The 19,154-nt window shown below is 63.8% G+C and carries 18 protein-coding genes; 10 read left to right on the forward strand and 8 right to left on the reverse strand.

The features are described 5' to 3' along the window. Nucleotide 1: 1 nt before the first annotated feature. On the reverse strand, nucleotides 2–832 hold the full coding sequence (locus V5735_RS06695; RefSeq protein WP_423745642.1) for a hypothetical protein: 831 nt from the start codon (nucleotides 830–832) through the stop codon (nucleotides 2–4). Then, nucleotides 829–2,085: a PQQ-binding-like beta-propeller repeat protein gene (locus V5735_RS06700; RefSeq protein ID WP_423745643.1), complete on the reverse strand. Its 1,257-nt coding sequence runs from the start codon at nucleotides 2,083–2,085 to the stop codon at nucleotides 829–831. Before V5735_RS06700 ends, V5735_RS06695 begins: the two co-directional genes overlap by 4 nt. A 105-nt stretch (nucleotides 2,086–2,190) precedes the next feature. On the opposite strand from V5735_RS06700, the gene V5735_RS06705 reads away from it, so the two are divergent. From V5735_RS06705 to V5735_RS06730, 6 genes are all read left to right on the forward strand, one after another. After that, entirely contained in the window at nucleotides 2,191–2,982 is a 792-nt protein-coding gene (locus V5735_RS06705; protein ID WP_423745644.1) for a hypothetical protein, read from the forward strand. 330 nt (nucleotides 2,983–3,312) lie between these two features. Continuing rightward, nucleotides 3,313–4,902, forward strand: coding sequence for an ABC transporter substrate-binding protein (locus V5735_RS06710; RefSeq protein WP_423745645.1), 1,590 nt, complete (start codon nucleotides 3,313–3,315; stop codon nucleotides 4,900–4,902). A 39-nt stretch (nucleotides 4,903–4,941) separates the two neighbouring features. Next, nucleotides 4,942–5,940 (forward strand): ABC transporter permease, encoded by a 999-nt coding sequence (locus V5735_RS06715; protein WP_423745646.1) that lies wholly within the window; start codon nucleotides 4,942–4,944, stop codon nucleotides 5,938–5,940. 1 nt (nucleotide 5,941) lies between these two features. Further along, on the forward strand, nucleotides 5,942–6,931 hold the full coding sequence (locus V5735_RS06720) for an ABC transporter permease (RefSeq protein WP_423745647.1): 990 nt from the start codon (nucleotides 5,942–5,944) through the stop codon (nucleotides 6,929–6,931). A 10-nt stretch (nucleotides 6,932–6,941) separates the two neighbouring features. Then, a complete protein-coding gene (locus tag V5735_RS06725) occupies nucleotides 6,942–8,063 on the forward strand; it encodes an ABC transporter ATP-binding protein (protein ID WP_423745648.1) in 1,122 nt (373 codons plus the stop codon). A 14-nt stretch (nucleotides 8,064–8,077) separates the two neighbouring features. Then, nucleotides 8,078–9,367, forward strand: a complete 1,290-nt coding sequence (locus V5735_RS06730; protein ID WP_423746000.1) for an ABC transporter ATP-binding protein — start codon at nucleotides 8,078–8,080, stop codon at nucleotides 9,365–9,367. On the opposite strand, the gene V5735_RS06735 is transcribed toward V5735_RS06730, so the two are convergent. Further along, nucleotides 9,368–9,841 (reverse strand): hypothetical protein, encoded by a 474-nt coding sequence (locus V5735_RS06735; RefSeq protein ID WP_423745649.1) that lies wholly within the window; start codon nucleotides 9,839–9,841, stop codon nucleotides 9,368–9,370. Nucleotides 9,842–9,970: 129 nt separating this feature from the next. On the opposite strand from V5735_RS06735, the gene V5735_RS06740 reads away from it, so the two are divergent. The 3 genes from V5735_RS06740 to V5735_RS06750 all read left to right on the forward strand — a co-directional run bounded on the left by V5735_RS06740 (nucleotide 9,971) and on the right by V5735_RS06750 (nucleotide 12,147). After that, nucleotides 9,971–10,603 (forward strand): LysE family translocator, encoded by a 633-nt coding sequence (locus V5735_RS06740; protein WP_423745650.1) that lies wholly within the window; start codon nucleotides 9,971–9,973, stop codon nucleotides 10,601–10,603. 70 nt (nucleotides 10,604–10,673) lie between these two features. Beyond that, nucleotides 10,674–11,894: an MFS transporter gene (locus tag V5735_RS06745; RefSeq protein ID WP_423745651.1), complete on the forward strand. Its 1,221-nt coding sequence runs from the start codon at nucleotides 10,674–10,676 to the stop codon at nucleotides 11,892–11,894. A 94-nt stretch (nucleotides 11,895–11,988) separates the two neighbouring features. Continuing rightward, on the forward strand, nucleotides 11,989–12,147 hold the full coding sequence (locus tag V5735_RS06750) for a hypothetical protein (RefSeq protein ID WP_007981860.1): 159 nt from the start codon (nucleotides 11,989–11,991) through the stop codon (nucleotides 12,145–12,147). Nucleotides 12,148–12,197: 50 nt separating this feature from the next. On the opposite strand, the gene V5735_RS06755 is transcribed toward V5735_RS06750, so the two are convergent. The 3 genes from V5735_RS06755 to V5735_RS06765 form a co-directional block, all read right to left on the reverse strand. Beyond that, nucleotides 12,198–14,087, reverse strand: coding sequence for a hypothetical protein (locus V5735_RS06755; protein ID WP_423745652.1), 1,890 nt, complete (start codon nucleotides 14,085–14,087; stop codon nucleotides 12,198–12,200). Nucleotides 14,088–14,357: 270 nt separating this feature from the next. After that, the gene (locus tag V5735_RS06760; RefSeq protein ID WP_423745653.1) at nucleotides 14,358–15,590 is read right to left on the reverse strand and encodes an MgtC/SapB family protein; all 1,233 of its coding nucleotides are present in this window, start codon (nucleotides 15,588–15,590) and stop codon (nucleotides 14,358–14,360) included. A 69-nt stretch (nucleotides 15,591–15,659) separates the two neighbouring features. Next, nucleotides 15,660–16,091, reverse strand: coding sequence for a universal stress protein (locus tag V5735_RS06765; protein WP_423745654.1), 432 nt, complete (start codon nucleotides 16,089–16,091; stop codon nucleotides 15,660–15,662). 314 nt (nucleotides 16,092–16,405) lie between these two features. Between V5735_RS06765 and V5735_RS06770 the strand changes: the two genes are divergently transcribed. After that, nucleotides 16,406–16,876: a cupin domain-containing protein gene (locus V5735_RS06770; protein WP_423745655.1), complete on the forward strand. Its 471-nt coding sequence runs from the start codon at nucleotides 16,406–16,408 to the stop codon at nucleotides 16,874–16,876. A gap of 90 nt (nucleotides 16,877–16,966) precedes the next feature. On the opposite strand, the gene V5735_RS06775 is transcribed toward V5735_RS06770, so the two are convergent. Then, nucleotides 16,967–17,956, reverse strand: a complete 990-nt coding sequence (locus tag V5735_RS06775) for a glycerophosphodiester phosphodiesterase (RefSeq protein ID WP_423745656.1) — start codon at nucleotides 17,954–17,956, stop codon at nucleotides 16,967–16,969. Nucleotides 17,957–18,119: 163 nt separating this feature from the next. After that, nucleotides 18,120–19,142 carry an ABC transporter permease gene (locus V5735_RS06780; RefSeq protein WP_423746001.1) on the reverse strand — a complete coding sequence of 341 codons (1,023 nt, stop codon included), beginning with the start codon at nucleotides 19,140–19,142 and terminating at the stop codon, nucleotides 18,120–18,122. Between the last annotated feature and the right edge of the window lie 12 nt (nucleotides 19,143–19,154).

The following is a 19,154-nucleotide window of genomic DNA, read 5'->3' on the forward strand; positions in this document are numbered from 1 at the left end:
CTCACTCGTCGGACGCGAGCGCCGCAACCCGAACCGCTCCGAGCGTCGCCAACGGTGCGAAAACAGCGACCGCGAGGAACGTCCCGAGCGCCACTCGGAGCGATAGGGACGCGCTGGACGCGTCGAGCAGCGGAAGGCTTCCGAGCCAGAACTGGAACGTCCCGACGAGCACGGAAAATCCGAGGACCGACAGACCGTGGCCGGACACCGCGGCGGAACTCCGCCGAACCGCGTTCCGTATCGACGCACCCCGGGCCACCAGAACCGGCGCGGGAAACAGCCGCACCGAAACGAACACGAAAGCGAGGAAAGCGGCGAGCTTCCCGACGAACCCGAACGCCGCGCCCGTCGCGGCCACCAACGAGAGGACGGCCAGCAGACCGGCGAGATAGGCGGTTACCGACGCGACGTCACGCGACGAGACGGAATCGTCATCGACGAGGGCGACGACGGCGGCGACCGCGACCGCCGTCGCCGTCAGCGAGGCAAGCCATACCGCAGCGATTCCGGCGACGGGGAGGAGACGAAGGCCGAACACCGCGCCGACGGGTCGGGTAACGAGCTGCACGGAACCGGGATGGGAAAGGACGGTGAGATGGGCGACGCCGTAGCGACCGATGGTTTCGAGCTGTACCGGAACCGGGTCGCGGAGTCGAACGAGGTTGAGGGCGGCGAGAACGATGCCTATCAACAGGAACGGCAGGGCGAGCGACGGCCGCGTTCGGAGGTCCCTGACGCTCCCTTCGAGCAGTCCGAAGGCGCTGATGTCCTCGTCGGACGGCGAGCCGATGCGGTTGACTCCCGCCCCCGAAATCCGGTCGTTTTCGCTCATCGGGATGCCTCCAAGGCGTAGAGCGCGAACCCGTCGGTGAACAGCAGCGCGCCGCCGCCGACCGCCGGAGAGGACGGGTCGCCTTTCGTCGGGAACGTCCAGAGCCGCCGACCGGTCTTCGCATCGAGCGCGACCAGCCCCGATTGGTCCGGGGCGTAGACCGTCTCTCCGGCGACGACGGGCGTCGTTTCGTGGCCGCCGACGCGGGCGGACCATCGGGTCCGCCCGGATTGGGGGTCAAGCGCGAGGAGAACCATTCCCTTCTCCCGCTCAACTTGCACGAACACCGCGTCGTCGGTGACGGTCAGCGACCCCTGTATCTCGGCGTACTCGCTGTCGCCGTCGAGGTGGCGGAACCAGCGGCGGTCACCGCTCTCGGCTTCGAAGGCGATGGCGTAGTCGTCGCGGACGCCGTACACGCCGTGGTCCGCGGCGGTCACGTAGCCCCATGTGAGGACCTGCTTGAAGGGCTGTCGTCGCCACCGGACCGCACCCGTCTCGGCGTCGAGCGCGGCGAACTCGTTGAGCCACGTCGCGACGTAGACGGTGCCGTCGTGGACGGACGCCCGCGAGGCCATTCCATCGGTCCGGTAGCGCCACCGTTCGGCCCCGCTGCTCGCGTCCAGCGCGAGCAGGGAGCGCTCGTCGAGGTGGGCCGGGACGAACACCAGTCCGTCCGCGACCACCGGCGGCGACCCGTCGCTCGACGGGAAGAACGACGACGCGAAAGACGACTCCGGCGCGGGCGTCCGCCACCGATATCGAAGCTCGCCGCGGAGGTCCGACGACGGGTTGACCGCGGAGACGCGCCGTCCGTCGGTCGAAATCACCGTCTCATTGCGGTAGGCGGTGTCGGCCGCGATGGCGGGGAACTGCCCGTGTAACTCCGAGAACAGCGTCCGCGTCGTGCCGTCGGCCACGTCCACGGCGAGAAGGTCGCCGCTGGCAGTGTAGACCGTCCCGTCGTAGATGAGCGGCGACGACGGCGTTCCGAACACGGTCCGCGGCGTTCGTTTCCAACGAACGTCGGGCTTCGACCGGAGCGAGAGTCCGTCCGGTTTGTAGCCGCTTCCCGCCGGGTCGTACCCGACGAGCGGCCAGTCGTCGCTCGAAACCGTCGTCGTGGCGGCGGGATAGACGGCGCTACAGCCACCGAGCGTACCCGCGACGGCGGTCGAGACGGCACCGAGGAAGCGCCGACGGGAGGAAGACGAGGGGAGAAAAGAGTTCGAAGGAGGGCTGAAGTCGGTCACGTTTCGGTACAGTCAGTGAGAAAACTAATACTGTTCGGATGGACGACATCCCGAACTGGTCTATCAGTCCACTTAACCGTCTTCGCGGATTTGCAACGGTAGCGAATGAGCTATCGAGACGCGGTTATGGCGGCGAAGTACGCCGGTGGGTCGAACGAGCAAGCGACGGCGCTCCATCAGCGACGACTCGAAACCGTCATCGACGGCAGGGGGTACTTCGACTTCGAGTCGCCGCGGGGCATCGTCGTCCACGTCGTCCCCACCGGCGTCTACGACGACGGCTACGCCATCGACCTCGGGGGCCACAGCGTCCTGCCGGAGGCCGACCCGTCGCGGCCGAAACAGCTCCCCGTCCTCGGGCGCGACGGCGCGCGCGGGTCGTGGACCGGCGACGGGTTCGGGGCCGTCGTCGAGGCCGACGAACGCGACGCCCCCGCGGGCTACGCGCACCTCTTTTCGAACGGTGTCGTCGAGTCCGTCTCGGCGATTCCGTTCGAGTCGTCGGAGTCCGACGCACCGCGACTCGACGGTCGAACTCTCGAACTCGGACTGACGCGGTGCGTCCGTCGGTATCTGCGCGTCCTCGCCTATCACCAGCGTATGGCTCCGGTTCACGTCGCACTCAGCGTGTTCGGCACGGACGGGCTTCATCTCGATGCGAGCGGAAAGGAGGCGGGTGATTCGACGGCCGTCGAGGGAGCGCCCGAGGAAAACAACATTATTAATGAAGGAATACTCGCTCCGTTTCCGGTCACGGTCGAAAACTACGACGTGGATGTACGGAAGGCGTTGGCCGACCCTATCGATGCGCTCTGGCGAGGTGCCGGTCGTCCCAGTTCGCCCTTCGTTTCCGGCGATACGTGGGCGCTCCGGTCCGAGTTCACCCGGACGAAGTGAGCGGACGCCCGAGTGTCGGGTCGTCGGTTGCGCTGGGTGAAATTGTCGTCAGATTTGACACGTCTCTCGAAATCAAGTCATAATCACAACCAAACGGAACAATAATTACGACGGCGCGAGTAATTCTTTTTCGTCGGTTCAGTCCCGCATCGACGACATATTCTTTCTATTATCATTGATGGAACGAACGTCGTAGGCCGTGCTTACCGCTTTCGACCAGTCGTTTCAGGCACCCAATAACAATGGTTGGCTCAGTAAAAAAGATTCGACAGTTGCTCACATCCGCGGACTGCGGACGAGCGGCGAACCAACCAACGAATCACAGAAAACATGACGAAAAAAAGCACCATACCAGACTCGATAAAGCGACGACGGCTCCTCCAGGGCCTCGGTGCGACCGGTGCCGCGGCACTGGCTGGCTGTACCGGAAGTCAACAGGGCGGCGGTGGTGGCGGGAAGCTAAACATGGCGCAAGTCAAAAGCCCCATCGAATTCGACCCCATCGTCCTCAACGACGTCCCCTCCCTGCAGGTATCGGACCGCGTGTTCGAGGGGCTGTATACGTACGACTCGGGCATCAAAATCGTTCCCCACATCGCGACCGGGGAACCGACGGTGAAGAACAACGGGAAGACGTACATCGTCGAGATGCAAAAAGGGGTAAAGTTCCAGAACGGGGACTCCATGACGCCCGAGGACGTGAAGTACACCTTCGAAGCGCCCGTCAAGGAGGAGACGGAGAACGCCTCGACGTTCTCGATGATCGATTCGGTCACCCCGATGGGGAAACGCAAGGTCAAGTTCGACCTGAAGTACCCGTACGGCCCGTTTATGACCGTCCTGACCGCAAACATCGTTCCGAAGAGCGTCAGGGAGAAGAACAAAAAGAAGTTCAACAAGAAGAATCCGGTCGGCTCCGGGCCGTTCAAATTCGACGGCTGGCAGGAGGGTAATTTCGCCAAAGTCACGCGGTGGGACGACTACTGGGGAAAGCCGGAGCCGAACCTCTCCGAGGTGGAATTCGTCCCCGTCGAGGAACCGACGACACGATTGACGAGTCTGCAGACGGACGAAAACGACGTCATCGAGGAGATCCCGCCGAAACTGTGGAAACAGGTCCAGAACATGAACGACGCGTCCATTCAGGAGGTCCTCGGGATGGGCTACTTCTACCTCGCGTTCAACTGTAAGAAGGGACCGACGACGGACCCGAAGGTCCGCGAGGCCATCGACTACTGTTTCGACATGGATCAAGCGGTGTCGAACTTCGTCGAACCGACCGGCGTTCGACAGTACAGTCCGTTCCCGAAACAGATCGCCGACAAGTGGGGATTCCCGACGAAGAAGTGGAAGAACATCGCCCACGATAAGAACATCGACAAGGCGAAGTCGATGTTGGACAGTTCGGACAAGGTTCCGAACAACTGGAACGCCAAGATCATCGTTCCGCCGGACAACAAGCGCCAGCAACTCGGCGTCACCGTGGCGAACGGACTGAAGGAAGCGGGGTACAACGCCAACGTTCAGCGCCTCGACTGGGGTACCTTCCTCGACAAGTTCGTGTCGGGCGATCCGAACGACTACAACATGTACACGCTGGGATGGTCCGGAAGTCCGGACCCGGACGCGTTCACGTATTATTTCTTCACGAAGGAAGCACACGGAACGAACGACGGCACCTTCTACAACGGCATCAACAAGAAGATCGTGGAAGCCCGGCAGTCCGCGGACCACGCCAAACGGAAACGGTTGTACACCACGGCCATCACGAAGATGCTGAACGACCGGGCCCACCTTCCCGCCTACAACCTGAAGAACAGCTTCGGGGTGAAGAACAAAGTGAAGGGATTCAAAGCGCACCCGGTGTCGAGTTTCGTCCTCTCGACGAGCTACACCAACGCCTCCATCGGGACGCAGTAGCTCGATATCCCCTTTCGGTACGACTGATTGACAATACACATGGGAATCCTCCGCTATACGATTCGACGCTTGTTGCAGGCCATCCCCGTCCTCATCGGCATCGTCACGATAACGTTCCTGTTGACGAACGCGATACCGGGCGACCCCGTTCAGATAATGCTCGGGCCGTCACCGAGCGCGGAGATGGTCAACGAGATACGCGCACAGTACGGCCTGAACCAACCGCTTCCGGTGCGATACGTGAACTACCTCGCTTCAGTCGCGCAGGGGAACCTCGGCCAGAGCATCTACTACGGAGTCCCCGTGACGCAGAAGATCATGGAGCGACTGCCGGTGACGCTCCTGCTCATGCTTTCGAGTTTCACGTTCGCACTCGTCGCCGCAATCCCGCTTGGTATCGTCTCGGCCAAACGGCGCAACAAACCGACCGACCACGTGTCCCGCGTCGTCGCCCTCATCGGCGTCAGCACGCCGTCGTTCTGGATCGGACTGATGCTCATCATCATCTTCGCGTACTACCTGAACTGGTTTCCGGCGACGGGGCTGGTACTCCCGTGGGCGAGTCCGAGTTCGGTCGAGGGGGCGTCCTCCCGGGGCGACGTGCTCTGGCAGACGTTCACCCACCTGTTGCTCCCGACGCTCTCGCTCGGAACGCTCCAGATGGCCGCTATCACGCGAATCGAACGGTCGTCCATGCTGGAGGTGCTCCAACAGGAGTACGTTAAGCTGGCGCGCGCCTACGGCGTCGCGGAGCGCACCATCGTCAGAAAACACGCGTTTCGGAACGCACAGTTGCCCGTCATTACGGTCGTCGGACTGCAACTCACGTCCGCGCTCGGCGGGGCGGTGCTGACCGAAACCGTGTTCAACATCAACGGGATGGGACGGCTCATCATCACGGCGATCAACAATCAGGACTACCCGCTGGTCATGGGGACGACGATATTCTTCGGTCTGACGTTCATCCTGGGCGTCATCATAACCGACCTTTCGTACGCGTACATCGACCCGCGAGTGACTTACGACGAGGTGGACTAAGATGGGAACAGGAGAAGCGAGTTCGACGGACGTTCGCAACGCGAGCAGGAACGAACAGGCCGACGACGAGGGGAAAGTCGAAGCCCGCGTCGGGTGGCGGTACACCCTCAGCCAGATACGCAAGGATACGACCGCGAGAATCGGGCTCTACATCATCGGCTTCATCTTCTTGGTCGCGGTCTTCGCGTGGGTCGACGCGAAGCTCTTCGACTACGCCATCATCAGTAGCTTCTGGCACAACCCGGTCAACGACCCGGCGAACGCCAAGATTCTGCGTCCCCCAGCGTGGACGAGCAACACGTTCGGCTCCGGGCTGTGGGAGTACCCGCTCGGAACCGACCACCGCGGTCGAGACATCCTCGTCCGACTCGTCTACGGCTCTCGAATCGCCATGCAAGTCGGCATCGTCTCGACCGGGTTCGGGCTCATCTGCGGGACGCTCGTGGGTGCCGTCGCCGGGTATCACGGCGGGTGGATAGACGACGCGCTGATGCGCTTCGTGGAGACGCTGTACGCGATTCCGTTCCTCGTCTTGGTCATCGCGTTCATGGCCGCGTTCGGCCGCGACCTGACGTTCGCCATGATCGGCGTCGGCATCACGACGATTCCGGTGTTCGCCCGCCTGATTCGGTCGCGGGTGGTCAGCGTCCGGGAGGAAGAGTACATCGAGGCGGCGAGAGCGGCGGGCGTCCGCGACCGGAACATCATCCTCCGGCACGTGATTCCCAACAGTTTCGCGCCCGTCCTCGTGCAAGCGACGTTGCAGGTCGGCATCAGCATCCTCATCGTCGCAGGACTCTCGTTCCTCGGGTTCGGCGCACAGCCCCCCACGCCGTCGTGGGGGCAGATGCTGAGTCAATCGCGCGGCTACATGCTTCCCGACCCGTGGTTCAGCCTCTGGCCGGGACTCGCCATCCTCGTCACCGTGATGGGGTTCAACCTGCTCGGTGACGGCCTGCGGGACGCGCTCGACCCGCGAATCAAGAACTGATGGAGACACCATGACTGATACACTGTTACACATCGACGACCTGAAGACGCAGTTTTTCACCGAGGAGGGCGTCGTCCGCGCGGTGGACGGCATCTCCTTCGACGTAAAGGAAGGCGAAATCGTCGGCCTCGTGGGCGAATCCGGGGCCGGAAAGAGCGTCGCCGCACAGAGCATCTTACGCCTCATCGACCCGCCCGGCGAAATCGTCGGCGGCGAGGTTCGGTTCCGCGACGAGGTGCTGTTCGGCCTCGAAGAAGGTCCGGACGGCGAACTCCGCCAACGCGACGAGATGCTCTCGAACGACGAGATGCGCCGACGGATTCGCGGCCGCGAAATCGCCATCATCTTCCAAGACCCGATGGAGAGCCTGAACCCGGTGTTCACGGTGGGCAACCAGCTTCGGGAGTTCATCAAACTCAACCGCGGCCTCTCGAAGAGCGAGGCCAAGGAGGAGGCTATCGACATGCTCCGCGAGGTGGGCATCCCGGAACCGGTGGAACGGTACGACAACTACCCCCACCAGTTCTCCGGGGGGATGCGCCAGCGCGTGCTCATCGCCATGGCGCTGGCCTGCGAGCCGAGTCTCATCATCGCGGACGAACCGACGACGGCGCTCGACGTGACCGTCGAGGGCCAAATCCTCTCGCTCGTGGACGAGCTACAGGACAAGTACGACACGAGTTTCATCTGGGTCACACACGACATGGGCGTGGTCGCCGAACTCTGTGACCGCGTGAACGTGATGTACCTCGGCGAAATCGTCGAACAGGCGACCGCGGACGACCTGTTCTACGACACGAAACACCCCTACACCGAGGCGCTGTTGGACTCCATGCCCCGCCCCGACCAGACCGTCGAGGAATTGAATCCGATTCGGGGCGTCATGCCCGAGGCCATCGACCCGCCGCGCGGCTGTCGGTTCCACACCCGCTGTCCCGACGCCCGCGAAATCTGCACGGAGGTCCATCCCGACTGTCGGAAGGTGTCGGACCAGGGCGAAAACACGCACAAGGCGGCGTGCGTGAAACACGACGCCTTCGACGTGGGCTACGAGTTCAGCGACCCCATCGAGATTCGCGCCGAGACGGGTATCACGGGTGATGTCGTCACCGACCCGCAGGAGGGTGACTGACCGTGAGTGATTCGATGGCGACGGAAAAAGTGGCCGACGAGGAACCGAATATGGGTGAACCGCTTCTCGAAGTGGACGGCCTCACGAAACATTTCAGCGACAGCGGCGGCTTCCTGTCGGGGGTATTCGGGGAGCAAAAGCCGGTCCGCGCCGTCGAGGACGTGTCGTTCACCATTCGGAAGGGCGAAACGCTCGGCCTCGTCGGCGAGTCCGGCTGTGGCAAATCGACGCTCGCGCGGGCCATCCTCCGGCTGGTCGAACCGACCGGCGGGACGGTGTACTTCAAGGGAGAGAACCTGACCGAGTTGAGCGGCGAAAAGCTTCGAGCCCAGCGCAAGGACGCGCAGATGATATTTCAGGACCCGCAGTCCTCGCTCGACCCGCGGATGAAAATCGGCCCCATCGTCGAGGAGCCGATGAAGGCCCACGGGATGTACGACTCCGAGGGACGGGAGGAGAGGGCGCGCGAACTGCTGGAAAAGGTCGGTCTCGACCCGCAACACTACAACCGCCATCCGCACGCCTTCTCCGGCGGGCAGCGACAGCGGGTGAATCTGGCGCGCGCCTTGAGCGTGAACCCGGACTTCATCGTCTGTGACGAACCCGTCACCGCTCTCGACGTCTCCATTCAGGCGCAGGTGCTCAACACCATGCGGTCGCTGCAGGACGAGTTCGGCCTGACCTACCTGTTCATCGCCCACGACCTGAGCGTCATCCGCCACATCTCCGACCGCGTGGCGGTCATGTACCTCGGACAGTTGGTCGAACTCGCGGAGAAGGAGGAACTGTACGAGAACCCACAGCACCCCTACACGCAGGCTCTGCTGGAGTCGATTCCCGTTCCCGACCCGCGACTGGAGGGGACCCGCGGCGTCCTCGAAGGCGACGTACCGAGTCCCATCGACCCGCCGTCCGGGTGTCGCTTCCGAACCCGGTGTCCGAAGCTCATCGCGCCGAAGGAGTACGACCTCTCCCACGAGGAGTGGGAGAACACGCGGGCGTTCCTTCGGGAAGTCCAGCGACGGTCGTTCGAACCGACGACGGAGGCGGACATCGTGAACCGCTTCTTCGACGGCGAGAAACCGCACGGCGACGCGGGACGAATCGTGGACGACGCGGCCGGTCGCATCGTGAACGGCGACTGGGACGGCGCGACGGACCTGCTGAGCGAGTCGTTCGCCGAGAAGAGCATCTGTGCGAGACAGGTCCCCGAGTACGAGGTTCCGACCGAACACGGAACCGCGCCGCACGACGCCGCCTGTCACCGTCACCGGGACGACGTGCTCGACGGAATTCAGCAGTAGCTACCGAATCGTGACGGTCGTCTCGTCCCGCGGTCGTTCGTCCTCCGTGGCGAGGTACGCGGCGACCGTGTACTCGCCGGGGTCGGCGGGATGCCGGGACCGTTCGTCACTTCGTGCGAATCGTCCATCCCACCGGACGGTCGTTCGCTTTTTCTCCCTCGCCCGGAAGTAGAACGCGTTCGGACGGTTTCGGACGTAGTAGGCTTCGTCGCTGGCTTCGAGTTCGCCGTCCACCTCCCACGCCCAGAGGCGCTGGCGCGGGGTTTCGACGACGACGGGGAACGGGCTTCGATTCTCGAACGTCACGGTGATGGGAATTTCGTCGCCGACGGCGTACCGCGCCTCGGGAACCGAGACGGAAACCGCGACGCTCCGCCGGGCGACCCACTGGGGGACGAGCGCCCGGATAGCGCGTCCGAGGTAATCGACGTTGCCCTCGAAACCCAACTGGTCGTCCGACTCCGTTCGTGACATGGCCCGTAATTACACAAATTCGTCCACCGTGGTGGCTTTTGTGGCTTCCTTCCGCGCCCGGTCGTCGTGGATGAACCCGTTATTTGCCATCGACCTAGCGTTTATCTCCGTCGCACCTATTCCCTTCGTATGGTCGATACGAGCGTTCTCGTGGCCTTCGTCCCGGCCGCGCTCGCGCTGAACGTCGCGCCAGGACCGGACAGCATTTACACGCTAAAACGGAGCATCAGCGACGGCCGAACCGCCGGGGTGATGGCCGCCGCGGGAACGTCCACCGGGTGTCTCGTTCACACGACCGCCGCCGTCCTCGGTCTGTCCGCCCTCCTCAAGGCGTCGGCCCTCGCGTTCACCGCCGTCAAACTCGTCGGCGCGGCGTACCTCCTCTATCTCGGCGTGACGACGTTCAGGAATCGAGACGAGTTCGACATCGCCTCGGACGGGGAACCGCAATCGCACGCCGAGTCGTTCCGGCAGGCGTTCGTCATCAACGTCAGCAATCCGAAGGTCGCCGTGTTCTTCCTCGCCTTCCTCCCGCAGTTCGTCGAATCGAGCGGGAACGCCCCCGTTCAGATATTCACGCTCGGCGTCCTGTTCGGCTGTCTCGGCTTCTGTTATCAGGCGGCGTTGGCGACGTTCTCCAGTCGCGCGCGGCGGGTGATACTCGAACGGGCCGTCGTCCGGGACCTCCTCCGCTACGCCAGCGCGAGCGTGTTGGTCGGGTTCGGCGTCGAACTCCTACTCGAGCGGCGCGTGGTGAACTGACGGAGCGCCGCGGCCGCCGTGGTGCGACGATGTAGATACCGTTTTCCGGGCGCACTCCCAATTCGGAACGATGACGCAGGTGATGGATGGCGTCCGTAGCGTGCGAGGCGAGCGCATCCGTCTCGCCGCCGTGATTTGGGCGGTACTGCTCGCACAGGTGCTCCTCTATCCCGGCGTCCCGGACCTCGTGGTCCACCTCGGGGCGGGCGAACAACTCGACGGCGGAACGTGGTTTCTGGTCGCCGAGTTCGCCGCGTTCGTGGTGTGCGCCGGAATCTGGGGCCACCTGAGCGACCGTCTCGGAACCCGCGTTCCGCTCGTCGTTTTCGGTGCGGTCGGCGCGGCGGTCGGGTACGCCGCGCTCGCACTGGCACCGGCGCTGGGCGTCCCGTTCGGCGGGGTGCTGGCGCTCCGCGTGGTGCAGGGGGCAGCGACCATCGCGGCGTTCTCGCTCTCGATGACGATGTTGATGGACCTCCGAGGCGGCCACGGGCGGAACATGGGTGCGGCCGGAATCGCCATCGGTCTCGGAACCGCGATGGGTGCGCCGATAGGCGGCCAACTCGCCGAAGTTCATCCGACGACGCCGCTCGCCGTCGCGAGCGTCCTCATGGTCGGAACGGCGGTGCTCGCCCGCTCGGTACACGACCGCGTGCCGTCGTCCTCGCGGGGAACCGCCGCGGCCGCCCTGAAACGCCTCCGCGAGCGCCCCGAACTGTCGATTCCGTACGCGTTCGGATTCATCGACCGGCTCACGGCGGGCTTTTTCGCCCTCGTCGGGACGCTCTACTTCCAGTCGGAGTTCGGCCTCGACGCGGGCGCGACGGGGCTGATGCTCATGCTCTTTTTCGCCCCGTTCGCCCTGTTGCAGTACCCGTTGGGCAAACTCTCCGACCGCATCGGCCGGTTCGTCCCCATCGTCGTCGGGTCCGTCTGCTACGGCGTCACCATCGTCGCCGTGGGCCTCGCACCGACCGTCCCGCTCGCGGCCGTGGCGATGGTCGCGGTCGGCGTCGGCGGCGCGTTCGTCTCGCCCGCGACGATGGCGCTCGTGACCGACATCGCGGGCGAGAGCGATAGAGGGGTCGCCATGGCCGGGTTCAACGCCGCCGGAAGTCTGGGGTTCTTGACGGGGTTCCTCGTCGGCGGCGGCCTCGCCGACCGACTCGGATTCACGACGGCGTTCGCGGTCACCGGACTGCTCGAAATCGCCATCGCGCTGGTCGCCTTCCGCGCCGTGTACCGCCTCGGCGACCGCATCGAGCGCAACCCGACGCGGACGGACGGGTGAGTCCCGGCCACCCAAACGATTATTACCACCGACGTTTTTAGGCTAGCCTAAAGAATCCTTTCGTCCGCGGGACGAAGGGGTTCGGTGAGAGACCATGTACGGACGAAACGGAACGAAACGAGCGAACGTGTGGGCCGGTCTCTACGCCGGCCTGATCGGGACGCCCGACGAGCGAACGGAAACCGACGGCGAAGGTCCCGAGGCAGGAACCGAACGACTCGACGGTCGGAGCGAACGCTCCGAGGGCGATTGAGTCGAAGAGAGAACGAGCGCTGTTGTTTTCCGGATTTCGGACCCGTCGTATCAGTCCCACCAACCGCGGTCGTCGTGGTCGCCGTGACCGCCGTGGTCGTCGTGACCGTGACCCCACCCGCCGCCGAACGTGATTTCCGCGATACGCGTGTGGTACGGGTCGCGCTCTTCGGCACCGGGGTCGATGTCGATGTCCGGCGAGTACTGGCTCACCGTCCAAAACGTTCCGGTGAGCGGGTCCACCGAGATACCGTTGTAGTCGCCCCAGCGCATGACCTCTTCGCCTTCGCCGTAGTCGTATCGTGATTTACCCTCCTCGACGACGATAGAATCCTCCAGTTTGTTCCGGTCGTACCACTCGGTTCGTCCCGCGACGGCCATGCTCGGGTACGTGTCGGGACCGCTCACGTTGTGCGTGATGATGGTCGTATCGCCGTCCGACTGGATGGTCGGAATGAAGTACGACGTGCCGGGTTCGCCGTACACGCCGCTCTGAACGACCTGTCGCGTCCGGGTGTCCACTTCGTACCACTTGATGGCGGCGACCGTCTCGCCGTTGCCGTTCCAGTCGTAGGCGATGGTGTGGGCCGTCCACAGCGAGCCGTCGTTGTAATCGAGGTTCATCTGCCGCGTGCCGAGCGTGTCGATGCGCTTTTCGGAATCCGGTTGCTCGGCGGTTGGCGGATAAGCGAATTCCTCGACGGGAACGGTGTGACATTCCAGCGTCGGGTCGTCGAGCGGGTCGGTCAACTCCCACATCGTGAGCGCGCTCGCCGTCGGATTCGGGAAGGTGGAATCCAGCAGGTAGAACGTCGCGTGTTGCCCGCCCGAGAACGGTTGGAGCGCCGGTTGGAGGGTAAAATCGTCCCGTTCGACGTTCGGGTTATCCAAGTCGGTGAAGTGATAGCCGGTGGTGTCCCGTCCGCGGTAGATGGCCTCCTTGTCGAGCGTCACCATCGTCACCGATACGTCCTCGCCGAAGAAGTTCTGCGCGAGGTAGATTGCGTCGCGGTCCAATCCGAGCGTGGGATAGTCGACCAGTCCCTCGTTGTCGAGCGGCGGAATCCGGTAGACGTTCCACTCCCCGTTCGGGTTAGGCGTCTCGGAGACGGCGACGAGCCACCAGCCCCGTGGCGGCCGTTCGAGGGTTTCGGCGGCCGTCTCCGCGCCGTCCTCGCCCTCTTCACCCTCGCCGGGTTCGCCGCCCGCCCGCTCCTCCATCTCCTCGCGGGTGACGATTTCGCCGTCCTCGGTGATGCCGGGTTCGTACTGGACTGCGGCGACGACGAACCGGTTTTCCCGTCGGTCGTAGCGCGCCCGGGGGTCGAAGACGAACGGTTCGCCGTAGACGTAGCCGCCTTCCGGTTCGTCGATGACCGGCGCGAAGATGTCGTTCAGCTGGACGGACAGTTCCTTGTGCCCGGACCGCTTGTTGAAGACGGCGACTTGCGTGTTGAGCGCGTGAATCACCTTGCCGTACCCGGCCGCGATTTGCGAGTCGGAGGGGACACCGCCCGACGTTTGCTCGGCGTTCACGCCGTCGTACTCGGTGAGAATGGACAGTTCGTCCTCGTTGTCGCCCCACCCGTGTTTTTGCTCGTGTCGATGCCGCCCGTGTTGACCGTGTGCCCGCGACGCTTCTATCTCCCGTTCGCTCGCGGGTTCCCCGGCCTCCGCCTCTTTCGCTTCCGTCGCCGTTCGCTTCGGGCGTGACGCGATTCGTCCGAAGTTCACCGACCCTCCGGAGTACGTTCGTTCGAACGGCCCCTCGGCGCACTTCCCGTCTTCCTCCGCCGCGCGGACCGATGACGAACCGAGACCCGGAACCGCCATGCTTCCGATTCCCAGTCCGGTTAATTGAAGCGCACGACGACGATCGAGGTGGAATCCGTCGTTCGTATCGTTTACTTCCGATTCCCGACCACTGTTTTTGCCATCCATCACATATAATACAGACAGTAGATTCGTGTTATATTTATTTATTTGAATAATATAAAAGAACTCGGACACGATGCTCGATGAAACAGTGTGCGAAATGTGAGACGATAATGGAGAGATGGAACGAAACCGCCATCCGAAGCGAGTTCCGACGACGTTTCGAAGCACCACGGTCGGGTACCGACGACGAAAGCCGAATACGAGCGCGCTCGCTTTCCGGTCGGAATAGATAGTTTCTATTCGACGGCGGTGGCCGGTAGCGGCGTCGAACTCTCACGACAGCGCGACGAAACCGATACCGACCGCGGTGACGGCACCGAGGGAGACGACGACGGACCGTCCCAACCGCCGCGTTCCGAACAGCCAAACGATTCCGATTTTGACGGCCGTGTTGACGCTGGCCGCGAGGACGATGCCGCTCGTCGCGGTCGCGGTCGAGATGGTGCCGCCGCGGGCGAGGTTGCTCAGCGAAATCGTGATGGCGTTCACGTCGACGAGGCCGGAGACGATGGCGACCGAGTACACGCCCGTCGCCCCGAATTCGGCGCTGACGGTCGTGGTGGCGACGAGGACGACCGCGAAAAAGAGCCCGAAGAGGAGCGCGGGCCAGAGGCGAAACCGATTCTCGACGTCCGCCTCCAGCGGAACGTCCTCGCTGACCCCGCGGTAGACCACCCGGGAAACCACCACGCCGACGACGACCATCCCGACGACCGGCAGGAGGACGGGGACGAACAGGGACGGATTCACGACGAGGACCTCCAACAGAATCCGCGGGAACATCGTCAACGAGGCGATGACCGTGGCGACGCCGCACAGTCCGGCCAGGGACGGGTCGCGCCGCGCGTTCCCAGCCATCGAAACCGCGGTCGCCGTGGACGAGACCAGCCCGCCGAGCACGCCCGTCACCTCGAAGCCCACCTCGTTCCCGACGAGCGTGGCGAGCACGTATCCCGTGAGGCTGATTCCCGAGACGAAGACCACCATCAACCAGACGAACTGGAGGCGCAACCCGCCCAGAAAGGCGATGCGTTCCGGCGGCAAGAGCGGGAAGACGACGAGGGCAACGATGAGGAACTTTAAGCTCGCCCGCATCTCGGCTTCGTTGAGGCGGGCGGTGAATTCGTGAATCGTGCGTTTCTCCGCGAGGAGCGCCGTCGTCACCGTTCCGAGGGCGACGGCGAGTCGGAGTCCCGTATCGGAGTGGGTCGCCATCGCGCCGTAGACGAAGGTCAGCATCGTCGCGATGGCCGTCGTCATCCCGATGTCGCCCGTCGTCATCACCTTGGCGACGTAGGCGACGACGACCAGCCCGGCGACGAAGACGACCGCTATCGGCAGGAGCGACGGGAAGAACGCCTGCACGAGCGCGCCGAATCCGGCGATGAGCGGGAGCGTTCTGCTCCCGGCGAACAGGTTGCCGGGGTCGCTCCACTCCCGTTCGATGCCAATGAGAACGCCGATACCCAGCGCGATGAAGACGGCGACGACGAGCGGAACCGCCATGACGAACGACCTAGGCGAGGAGAACACATGAATCGTCGCGTCGGCGCGCGGAGCACGGAGAGAAGGGCGTCACTCCTCGGGTTCGTGGACGGTCAACACCGGCACGTCGGACATTCGGACGACGCGCTCGGTCACGCTCCCCAGTAGGTAGCGGTCGAGACCGCGCCGTCCGTGGGTACCCATCACGATGCAGTCGATGTCGTTATCGTCGGCGTAGTCCAGAATCACGCGGTGTGGATGCCCACCCGTCACCACGTCGTCGACGACATCGATACCGGCGTCCTCCGCCGGTTCGCGCACCGCCGCGACCGCTTTCTTCCCCCGCTCTTCGAGGTCGTTCAAGATGGTCCCCTCGTAGGCGTCGGGCCACATTGCGCCGATGTCGATGACGTACATCGCATGAATCGTCGCGTCGAACCGCTTCGCCAGTTCGACGGCGTTTCGCGCCGCTTCCGCGGCCGAGTCGCTGCCGTCCGTCGGGATGAGGATGGTATCGTACATCGGTGGGGAGTACGGCAGGAAACGGGATAGTACTGCGGTTCGATAACCATCTCCCGATACTCAACGAATATACTTCGAAACCGCCGTTCTCCCCATCGCACGAAGCGTCGAGGGGTCCTCAGAGACAGTGGAACTGTGCTCCCGCTCAGGGCTCGGTAGCTGTCTTGGAATCCCGTCCGGCACCGGCGACGGACGAGATGTGACTCGGAAAGAGCGGTCGGAATCGCGGTATCCGTCCGCTGGTCGCGAGACGAGGCCACCCCCGAACGTGAGGAGGCAATAAACCTATGACCCGCGAGAAGTGAACACAACGTATGCAGCGAATCGATATCGACGACGTGGAATCCGGAGGAATGGGCGACGCCGACCGTCGCGGGCTCTCGAACGAGCTGGAGACGGACGATATGTCAATCAATCACTACGCCCTCGAACCGGGCGATGCCTTCTCGGGCGGACTGCACACGCACCTCGACCAAGAGGAGATATTCTACATCGTCTCGGGGACCGCGACGTTCGAGACCAAACCCGAGCCGGACGCCGAAAGCGAAACCGTCGAGGTGGGCGCCGGGGAAGCGATTCGATTCCCGCCGGGAGAGTTCCAGCAAGGGCGCAACGAATCGGACGACGAAGTGGTCGCGCTCGCGCTCGGTGCGCCGCGGGACTCGACCGATGTCCGCGTCGCACAGCCCTGTCCGGAGTGTGAGAGCGACGTTCTCGCGTTCAAGATGGGCGACGACGGGGTGTACCTCGAATGTCCCGACTGCGGGACGACCGTCGAGATGTAACCTCACGAGCGGTCCGCTTTTCGGCGCGATTCGAGCGTGTCGGTCCGTGGAGGCCGTTCAAAAAATACGTTCTTCGGGCTCACGAAGCGGCTACTCTCGGAGCAGGTTCGGGTAGTTCACGATGAGTCCGTCCACGCCTGCCTCCGCGAGTTGCTCGGCCTGATACCACGTATCGAGGGTGTAGACGTTGACCTCGCGGCCCTCGTCGTGGGCGACCTGCACGAGGTCGATGTCCGCGAAGTCCGGGTCGTCGAGGTAGTAGGGGTCGTCGAAGAACGGCGACCCTTTCACCATGTTGTACGGCGGGTTGACCGCCTCGCAGTCGTACTCCCGAACGATGTCGAGGCCGCGTTCGATGGAATCCCAGAGGAGATAGCCGACGGGGATGTCCGGGTTCACCTCGCGGACGGTGGCGATGGCCGCCTCGTAGAACGAGGAGACGAGGACGTCGTTTCCGTGCTCGGCAACGATGTCGAGCGCGTCCTCGGTGAACGACCGCCATCGCTCCTTTCCGGCCTCCAGTTCCGCGCCGGAGAGATTCGTCGAGGACTGCGCCTCCGCCGACCCGGGGTTCTTGAACTCGATGTTCACGTCGACGTGATTCGGAATGGCCGCCAACGCCTCGGAGAGGAGCGGCACGGTTTCCCCGCTCCCGAGGACGTTCGCGTTCAACACCGTCTCGCAGTCGTTCTCCCAGACGTACCCGTGCTGGTCGGTGAGGCCGCGGGTACCGCCGTCGCGCGCGCCGAGTTTCTCGTCGTGGAAGACGACGATTTCGCCGTCCGCACACGGCATGATGTCGAGCTCTATCATGTCCGCCGTCCGCGAGGCCGCCTCGAACGCACGGAGCGTGTTCTCCGGGTGGAGTCCCTTGTACCCGCGGTGAGCGACGTACGTGATGTCGTCCTCGTCGTCTCCGCCACCGCGCCCGTGGTCGTCGTCCGCTCCGTGATCACCTTCGTCGTCGTCGGAACACCGCTGCTGTGCGGTTCCGACGCCAGCCAGAGCGGTGCTGGCGACCGCGGCCCCGGTTCCAACGAACGTTCGCCGATTCAACGTCTGGAGTCGTTCTGACACCATATCCCGATTTACACCCGCCATCGCTATAATATTTATAATAGGATTCTAGATTAATTCAAAATACTATATATCGATAGTATGTACGGGATTCGACACTATACTCTCCGCGATTTGTTGAACGGTGGAAACTTCCGTCTCGGTCGGATTCTCCGACGCACCGAACTCACGCGGTCGTCAAAAGCCCCCGGACACCGACGACTCGGCGGACCAGCGCGTAACCCGCGAGCGAACACACCAGATATAACGCCACCATCGCGTGCGTGAACGGCGTCGGACTGCCGATGGCGAGCCTCGCCACGGTGTTCGCGGGCGCTTCCGGCAGGAGGTACGTCCCGCTGAAGACGACGAGCATCGCCATCGAGAACAGGAACTGGGCCTGCTTTCTGTCGCGGAACCGCAACGCGAGTATCGCGCCGATAGCCACGATGGCGACCGAGAAGGCCGCGACGAGCGCCACGATTTCGATCGGATTGGCGACGTCGGTCCCGTTGAACGAGAGGAGCACCAACCACGCCGCGGCCTGCACGGGCGCGAGTATTCCCATCGCCAACAGTTTGCCGTCCACGATGTCCACGCCAGTCAGCGGCGTCACGCGGAGGAGTTCGAGGGTTCCGCGGTCGTACTCCTCGGCGATGGTGTCCACGGCGACGCTCCCGCTGATGAACACCGGGAGGAACATCAACAGCGGAATGAGCACCGTGTACGTGAACCCGAAGTACGGACTCGCACCCGTCTCGGGCGGCGGCGCGACGGGCGACCGTTCAAGTCGGGAGGCGAACCGCGCCCGCTCGCGGCGTTCGAGTTTGTCGAGCACCTCTTTTATCTGGGTCACGACGAGCGTCGTCTTGATGTTGCCATCCGGAGCGATGGCGGTCACGCGGACGCTTCCGTCCGCGGTGCGGTCGACGGCGAGTACGGCGTGTATTCTCCCGGACCGGAAGTCGCGCATCGCGGCGCGCTGGGTCCGGTAGTGAACCGCCTCCCAGCTATCGTCGGAAGCGAGGACGGGCGCGAGGTCGGCGCTCGCGTCCCCCGTCACGCCGAACGAGACGACGAAGCCGTTCGAGGAGGACCCGGGGTCGTACATCGACACCAGTCCGACCGCGAGGAACGACGAGAACGCCGCGATGAGCAACTGGATCAGTATCGCCAGCACGATGGTCTTCTCGCTCCTGAGCGACGCCAACTCCCTCCGCGC

Source organism: Haladaptatus sp. SPP-AMP-3, from assembly GCF_049568665.1.
Classification (GTDB): Archaea; Halobacteriota; Halobacteria; order Halobacteriales; family Haladaptataceae; genus Haladaptatus; species Haladaptatus paucihalophilus.